General features: G+C 37.2%; 2 protein-coding genes and 1 pseudogene. 1 reads left to right on the top strand and 2 read right to left on the bottom strand.

Going from position 1 to position 8899, the window contains the following annotated elements:
* Positions 1 to 22 precede the first annotated feature (22 nt).
* Positions 23 to 241, top strand: a pseudogene (locus B7692_RS05580) (transposase); the annotation flags it as partial.
* Positions 242 to 316: 75 nt separating this feature from the next.
* On the opposite strand, the gene B7692_RS05575 reads toward B7692_RS05580, so the two are convergent.
* Positions 317 to 1174 carry a bifunctional methylenetetrahydrofolate dehydrogenase/methenyltetrahydrofolate cyclohydrolase gene (locus B7692_RS05575; RefSeq protein ID WP_192855479.1) on the bottom strand — a complete coding sequence of 286 codons (858 nt, stop codon included), beginning with the start codon at positions 1172 to 1174 and terminating at the stop codon, positions 317 to 319.
* A gap of 160 nt (positions 1175 to 1334) precedes the next feature.
* Complete coding sequence (locus B7692_RS05570) at positions 1335 to 8498, bottom strand: Rib/alpha-like domain-containing protein (protein WP_084930161.1); 7164 nt, start codon at positions 8496 to 8498, stop codon at positions 1335 to 1337.
* Positions 8499 to 8899 lie beyond the last annotated feature (401 nt).

The raw sequence follows: 8899 nt of genomic DNA, 5'->3' as shown, positions 1-8899 counted from the left end.
TATGAACGAACGCTATTAAAACTTGAAAGCTAAAGAATGTCAGGCGCTTTTATCTCCCGAAGGTAGACAGATTTTCACTCAACGCAAGATTGATGTGGAACCTGTCTTTGGGCAGATAAAGGCTTGTTTGGGTTACAAGAGATGTAATCTGAGAGGGAAGTGTCAAGTGAGAATTGACATAGGTTTGGTACTTATGGCCAATAACCTCCTCAAATACAATAAGAGAACGACTCAAAATTAAAAAGCTAGAGTTCCGCTATTGGAAATCTCTAGCTTCTTTGTGGCTGAGAACTATTTTGTCTCAGGTTCTTTTTTCTTATTTTATATCCAATGTCCGAATCGCTGCCTGATAAGTTTGCTCCATCAGCATAGTAATGGTCATAGGACCTACACCTCCAGGAACTGGCGTAATATGGCTAGCAAGTGGGGCAACTGCCTCATAATCCACATCCCCACAGAGCTTACCATTTTCATCACGATTCATCCCAACGTCAATGACTACCGCACCTGGTTTGACAAAGTCAGCAGTCACAAACTTGGCACGACCGATTGCAACAACCAGAATATCTGCTTTAGCAGCCACCTTGGCAAGATTATGAGTCCGTGAGTGGGTCAAAGTCACTGTCGCATTCTTTGCCAAAAGAAGCTGGGCCATAGGTTTTCCAACGATATTGGAACGACCAATGACGACCGCATTTTTACCTTCCAAGTCAATCCCATATTCATGAAACATTTCCATAATTCCTGCAGGTGTCGAAGGAATCATGACTGGATGACCAGACCAGAGACGCCCCATGTTTAAGGGATGGAAACCATCCACATCCTTTTCTGGGTCAATGGCCAACAAAACTGCCTCTTCATCAATATGTTTTGGTAATGGTAACTGGACCAATATCCCATGCCAAGCTGAATCTTGATTGTATTTGGCAATCAAGTCTAACAATTCCTCTTGAGTAATGGTATCTGGAACTCGCACAACTTCACTACGGAATCCAGCCGCAAGGGCTGACCTCTCCTTGTTACGAACGTAGACTTGGCTGGCAGGGTTGTCCCCAACCAAAATCACTACCAAACCAGGTACTAGCCCCGTTTCTTCCTTTAATCTTTCAGTCTTTTCAGCCAGCTGTCCTTGTAACTTAGCTGCTAGAGCCTTCCCATCAATAATCTGTGTCATATCACTTCTCTTTTCTTTCAAATATCTTCCATTATACCAAAAACTACTGGTTCCCTCTAACATTTCTTTCCTAGGCAATCCTATAGTTTCAAACTATAAGAAAAAGGAGCGGATATAAAAAAAGAAGATGACGAATCATCTTCTTAAAAACTATGAGTTTTTAGTCTTCTTTTTTCTTGCGAGAAAGAAGTCCAAATCCACTTAGGGCTCCAAGAAGTCCAAGCGCTGCGAGGCTAGCGTTAGCTTCTGTACCTGTGTTAGGCAATTCTTTTTGACCTTCAACATATTTAGGTGTTGCTGGTTGAGTAGCTGAATCAGTTGGTACTGATGTTTCAGCTGGTGTTGGAACAGCAGGTTGGGTTGGAGTTGTTGGTTGTTCCGGTTGCACTGGAGCTACTGGTTGCTCAGGAGTCTCTGGTGTTGATGGAACAGGTTGTGGTGTTGGTCGGTAGTTGCTACCACCATTTCCACCGCCATTGTTTGGTTGTGACTCAGAACCACGTTTTGGAGTTACTGTTACTGGTACTTCTAACTCAACGATTTCTCCTGTTGGTAATTTCACCTTAACCTTAACTCCTGGTTTTTTCCCAGCTGTTTCTGTTGTTGGAATTACCCAGTTCTCTTCGATGATTTCCCATCCTTCTTCTTTAGGAAGTTCGATATGTTTCTTAACATCATCTTTAGTAATAGATGTTCCTACTTCTACTTCGATTGGAGTTACTTTTGGTGTTACGATTACTGGTACTTTTACTGTAACTGTTTTTCCATTTGGTAATTTCACTTCTACTGGTACAGTTGGTTTTGCTCCTGGTGTTGTTGTTGCTGGAATTTCTCCAACATTTGTAATTTCCCAATCTTTTGGTAGATCAACACGTTTCTTAACATCTTCTGCTGTGACTGGAGTTCCTACTTTTACTACCACTGGAGTCACTTTTGGTGTTACTGTTACTGGGACTTTAACTTCTTTAGTAGCTATAACGTTTCCACCTTTGTCTTTATACTCAACTGTTACTGTTACTGAGTCTTTTTCTCCTGGTGTTTCTGTTTCTGGAGTTGTTAGTGGTGTTTCTTTAACTGTTACTGTTACACCTTCTGGTAATCCTTTAACATTTTTAGCTGTTTCTTTTACTTTATCAGCAACAGCTTTTTCAAGTGTGCCTTTATCTGTATCTTTCGGTACTACTACACCTTCTGGAGAAACTTTTGGTAACACTGTAACTGGGACTGTTACTTTTTCAGTTATTTTTCCATTGTCGTATGTTACAGGCACATCTACTGTCACGTCTGTAGAACCAACCTTTCCAGTTGTTTCTGGTAATGTTGTAGGTTTTCCTACTGTACCACCTTCGCCTGGAGTGATTGCTTTGTTTACATCGACAGCTGTTGGTTTGTCACCTTCTACAACGTATACTGGTTTAACATCTGAACCTTTAACATTTACTGTTACAGGAATTGTAGTTGTATAGTCTTTTCCATCAACTGTGTATGTTACTGGTACTTCTACTGTTGTTACTCCTGTTCCTTTGTTAGCTGTTACTTTGTCTTCAATAGCTTTTGTTACATCACCTACAGTTACTTTGGCATCTTTTGGTAATTTATCTGTAAAGTCTTTTTCTTTAACTGCTTCTTCAGCTTTGGCTTTAGCTACTTCTTTCAGTTTATCTGGAGTTGTATTTTTAGCTACTGTTACTTCACCTTTTGCTACTGGTAATACTGTTACTGGTACTGTTACTTTCTCAGAATCTTTCATTCCTGGATAAGTTACTGGGACTTCTACTGTTACATCTGTAGCTCCAGCTTTCCCAGCTGTTTCTGGTAATGTTGCTGGTTCTCCAACTGTTCCACCTTGTCCTGGTGTTACAGATTCTTTAACTTTATCTTTTTCAGGCGTTGTTCCTTCAAACACAACTACTGATTTTGGAGTTGATCCAACTACTGTTACAGGAACTTCTACTTCTTTCGTTCCAATAACATTTCCTTTATCATCAGTATATTCAACAACTACTGTTGCTGGTTTTGGTTTTCCTGTTTCAGTTACTTCAGCTGTTGTTGGTGTAGTTCCTGCTTTCACTTCTTTAACTTTTACAGTTACACCTTCAGGAAGTTTATCTTTTGGTAATGCAGCTACTACTTCTTCAGCTTTAGCTTTAACTGCAGCTTCTAAGTTTTCGCTTCCTTTAAGAACTGTTAATCCTTCAGGTTTCACTAATGGTAATACTTTAACTACTGCAGGTACTTCTACAAGTTTGTCTTCGCCATCTTTAGCTACTACTGTTACTTTCTTATCTCCTGGTGTTGTTGTATCTACTTCACCATCTTTATAAGTAAATTTAGTTCCTTCTGGATATTGGTCAGGATCGATACTTTCATCAGCTGATGGTTGTGATTTTGCAGGGTCTTCAAACACATATTGTGTCTTAGGATCTACTACCATTACTTTAGCTGGTACTTCTACAATTGTTTTTCCATCTAATTTAGCTACAACTGTTACTTCTTTTTCACCTGCTGTTGTTGTATCAACTGGTTCTTTATATTCAAATTCAGTTCCTGTTGGATATTCATCTGGAGTAATGCTTGCTTTAACATCCGGTTGTGGTTTCTTAGGATCTGCAACAACAAATTGTGGTTTGCTATCTACTACACGTACTGTTGCTGGTACTTCTACTAGTACTTTATCCCCTTGTTTAACAACTACTGTTACTTTCTTATCTCCAGGTGCTGTTGTATCTACTTCTTCTTTGTATTCATATGTTGCGTCATCTGGATAGTCTGAAGTATCAATATTATCTTCTGGAGAAGGTTGTTTCTTATCCTCACTTACTGCTACTAATTGTGGATATCCTTTAACAACTTTCACTGGTACATTTACTGTTTCTTCACGTTTATTATCACCTGAAGCGTATGTTACTGTTACTGGTACAGTTAATGTATCATCTCCAACTTTTCCTTTTGTTTCAGGAATCTTAGATTCATCTACAGTTTTATCATTTCCTTTTGTAGTAACCGCATCTTTAAGTTTGTCTGTTGTTGGCTTATCACCTTCTACGACATAAACAGGAGTTGGTGTTGAAACTTTTGGAGTTAACTTAATTGTAAAGCTTTGATCTTTATCTGAATCATAATCAAATGTTGGATCTTGATCAAATGGATTTTCTTTAACTGTGTAACCCATTGATTTTAATACGTCAATACGTGCTTGGATTTTATCTTCTGGAATTTGTGTTCCAGCTTTACCTGAAAGATCCGTAATATTAAATTTCTCATCTAATGGTGTTTCTTTACCATCTGCATCTACAGAAACAAAGTTAACTGTAGCTTTTTGAATTCCTGGTGCGTATTGAATTGGAGTTTTACCGAATTTATCAGTTGGGTCAAAGTTGTCTGGAACTTTGTATCCTTTAGATGGATCTGCAGGATCAACTGGTGTTAATTCTACTCCATTATATGTTGGAACATATCCATCTACATAAGGAATAACTACCTTACTGAAATCACCAGGTTTTGTTGGATCATTTGGATTGTTAGGATATTTAATTGTATCTGGTGCATCTTGTGGTTTCTTACCAGCTGGATACTCAGGTGTAAATGAACCAATTTCTTTATAAAGAACTTTTTTAACTACAGGATCTACTGTACCATTTTCTCCAGGAACTGGTGCAACTTCTGCAGCTACTGTTTTATCTGTAGCATTTACTAATAAGTAGTTTGCTACTACTGGTGAATCAACAGCATTGAATTTACCTTTTGTTCCATCAGCTGTAGCATCTGTTAATTTATCAGCTTCATTGTAAACTTGCCAATCAGAGTAAGTTACATCTCCTGTTTGTGGGTTTACAGTTGCTGTACGTTTGTATGTTACTTTTTGTACTTTTTCAGCATATAAAGGAGTTGCATCAGCCTTATCAGCATCTTCTTCTTTTAGATACTTAATTGTACGTGTTACTTCTTTAACTAAGTCATTACGTGTCAATCCTGCTGGATATTTACCAAGATTTTCATCTCCATCTTTTACAGGTGTATCTGCTGTTTTTGGAGATACTGGAGCTGTTGTACTTGGATTTGTTGGATCAGTTGTTACTGTTGGGTCTACTGTAATTAAGTCTAATACGTGAACAGTTACTTCTGCTTCTGTAGATTTCTTACCTTCACTATCCGTTGATTGAACTTTTACAGTGTAATCACCAACTTTAGTTGTATCTAGGTTACCTGCATCACTTACTGCAATTGATGGTTTAGTAGAATCAACTCCGTCACGATCATCTTCTAAGTCAGTTGCTGATGGTTTCGCTTTTTCTAGAACCTTCTCATTGTTCCATTTATCAGCTTCTTTAGTTTTATAAACGTATAAATCTTTTTTCTCAACTGCTACTGTTGGAGCTTCGTTGACAATGTTTGCATAACTTGGCTCAGAAACATTTCCTACTGGTGAAACTGAAGTTACAGCAATCTTATCATTACCTTCATGTGTATGAAGACTAACATCTTTAAGACTTACTTTTAATTTACCTTCAGGCGTTGTTTCTACTTTAGTATCTCCTTGATACCAACCATCATCTTTTTTCTCTAATTCTAAAACATCATTATTTGGTAATGTGATTTCGATTTTCTTACCAATTTCATTTTCAATTTGTAATGCTTTTTTAATTTCAGCAATTCTTTTAGCTATTTCTTCATCTGATAAAGTAACTCCATTATTATCAGCTACTTTTTTAAGATTAGCTTTAATTTCGTCATCTGACGGAGTTAATGAACCTGGTGCATCACCTGTATTTACTAATAAGTATTTATCTTGATTTTTCGCATCAGAATCTCCTACAATACTATCTGTGTGGACTTCTTCAACTGTAGCTGATTTAGGTTTACGAGCATCAATATAGATTGTTCTATTATAGTAGTAATCTGGATCATCTGACCATCTTAATCCATTAGCTTTGTAGTTTCCATCATAAGCGTAAGGTCCTTTATCTCCAGTCCATAACCATGGGTAAATTCTATTTCCTTGAGCATCTTGAGTACCCATTCCACCTGTTCCTGTAACTTTAAATGTAGCATCTCCTACATAATCATCTTCAGTCGTAAATGGAATTGAGAATTTTCTTGATGTTTCCCCTGCGGCTTTTAGGTTGTTCTTACCATATTGAACTGCATTCACATCCATACTTAATGTATTAGTCGCTTCATCATAACGAACATTTGTTAAGTATCCTTGATCAGTCCAAATAGATTCACCATTTGCTTTAGATAGATCTAATTTTTTGTAATTTGTAGTATCAACTGTACCTAATTTAACACCTTTTGGAATTTGTACTTTAATGTTAAATGTACCACCGTAAGGGAATGTATTTTCAACACCACCAACGTTTTTCAATTCAAGGTTTAATTTACCTTCTTGAGAACGTTTATATAATTTATCTTTTGTAAATCCGTACTCTCCACTCTTACCTTCACTAGTAACATTTGTAGTTAATTGCATACCAGGACCAGTAGCAATTCCTACACCACCGATAATGAATCCATCTTGAACACCTTTAAAATCACCATCATCTTTTGCTTTGATGGTAACTTTAACTTTACTTGTTCCTTCTGGAACATGATAAATTCTTGCAATATTATTCCAACTATCAGAAGGTGTTCCTTCATTTGATCCTGCTGGTCTTCCTGTAGCTTCCGTTGGAGTGCTTCCATCTCTCATTGGAATAGAAGCAATTTTCTTACCTGTGTAAGCATCTGTAATTTCTACACTTAATTCTTCACCTTGACTTGAAAGTGCAGCTTTACCATATGCTCCATTGTAAACCATATTGAAGAATAATTCAGAATTAGGGTTTACATCATATTCTTTAGATAAAGTAACACCTTTACTTCCTAATTCAAGATAGTAATCTCTATCTTTAACATTTCCTCTATCGTCATTTTTCATTCCATCTAGAGTAATCGCACCACCTAAGAACTTACCATCTGCATTTGGTTGGTTTTGAGTAGCAGTTGAAGCATCATGTTTACCATTGTCATCATAAGCTTTCGCTGGTTTTGGCGCTTCTGTTCGATCACCAGCAACAGTATAATCTGTTGGTGCTTCTGGCTTAACAGCATTTACATAGTCTTTTGTTCCACCAATTTTCCAACCGTTTAATGCACCTGCTTCAGCTTCTGCTGCAGTGATTTTTTTAGTCTTCCAATTGTAAGTTACTTTACCGTAATGTTTTTCACTTTGAAGATTATTTACTTGATCTTCAATAGTTTTACTTTTTGATTCTACTTTAGGACCAGAGAAATCAACTTCACCAAATCCGTTACTCATGCTTTCAAAAACACCGTTTGCTGGGTTATTACCATAACCAGCTCTATTATTGTTAATTGGTGCTCCCCAGTTTTCTGCATTAGTTAGATAGTAGTTTAATCTATCTTTTTCTTGTTTTGCTTCTGTTAATGCAGCTTGAAGTTCTTGTTCTGTAGCATCAGCTTTTGCTACTGCTGTCGTAGCTTTTGTTTTTTCTTCTTCAGCTTTTGCTACAATAGCACGTAAAACATCTAGTTTTTCTTTGTTTGTTTTACCTTCACCTAAAGCTTCTTCTTTTGTAATTTCTACTTTTACTTTATCAATTGCAGCTTTTAATTCAGTATTTACAGTATTAATATCATTTTTATATCCTGTCGCTGCTGCAGATCCATCTCTAAACCCACTTTCACCTTGTCCAGGAATCGCTTTTCCATTACGTGAATCTTGGTTTTTGTTTTCTTTTTCTTCTTTCTTCTCTGCTTTTGCTTTCGGCATACTTTCTAATACGAATGCATTACCGTTTACTGCTGATGTAGCTTTTGCCACCTCTTCTTTTGTTGCAGCTTCATTTGCGGCTACAGCTTTTGCGCTTGCTAATTCTGCTTTTGCAGACTCAATTGCTGAAGCTGTTTTTTCAGTTGATGCTGCTTTTTCTAAAGCTGCTTCTAAACGAGCAATAGCTGCTTCCAACTTGCTTGTGTCAGCCTTTGAAGCTGGTGCTAGAGCTTCTTCGGCTTTTGGTGTTTCAGTCGGTGCTGTTGGTTGCGTTGCTGCAGGCGCTGGTGTTGATGGTTGCTCAGCTGTTGGTGTAGCAGTTTCAGTCGAAGCTAGAGGCATGGTTGAATCTGCTTGATTACTTGCATCTGGGACTGTTTGTGAATCAGATGCCGTCTTTGGTGTAACTTGAGCATCCGCCTGAACAGTTGCTGCTCCACCGAACATCATGTAAGCTGCTACAGCTACTGATGCTGCACCAAAACTATACTTACGGATTGAAAAGCGCTGCACTTTTTGTCCGTGATTTTTTTCCATTCTTGAATACATGGTTTCTCCTTTTTTATTTATATGTTAACTGTGAAATCAATTCCTAGCAGTTTGAAAATTCCTCCATTCTAAGCCAGAGTTACACAATTTTATGGCTTTACATAGGTAATCGATCCCTAACTCACATTATAGCATTTTTAAATTTAAAATGTCCATTATTATACTAAACAAATTTACAGACTTCGGTTTTTATCAAAAAAGTTTTAAATCTAAAATTTATATTTCATTTAATACTAGAAAAATGAGAAATGAAATCCGTCTCTCTAACTTAATTAAATAAAAAACCACTATAGTTGACAAAGAGTAAAAAAGAGTCTGGGACAATAGTCCCTTATCTCCAAAAAAAACAACGGCAAATCCGTTGTTTCAGATTGAAGACAAACATCGTTTTAATGTTTGTC

Source organism: Streptococcus mitis (assembly GCF_002096925.1).
Lineage (GTDB): Bacteria > Bacillota > Bacilli > Lactobacillales > Streptococcaceae > Streptococcus > Streptococcus mitis_AF.
Note: the sequence above shows the minus strand (reverse complement) of the source record. Positions and strands in the feature narration are given on the sequence as shown.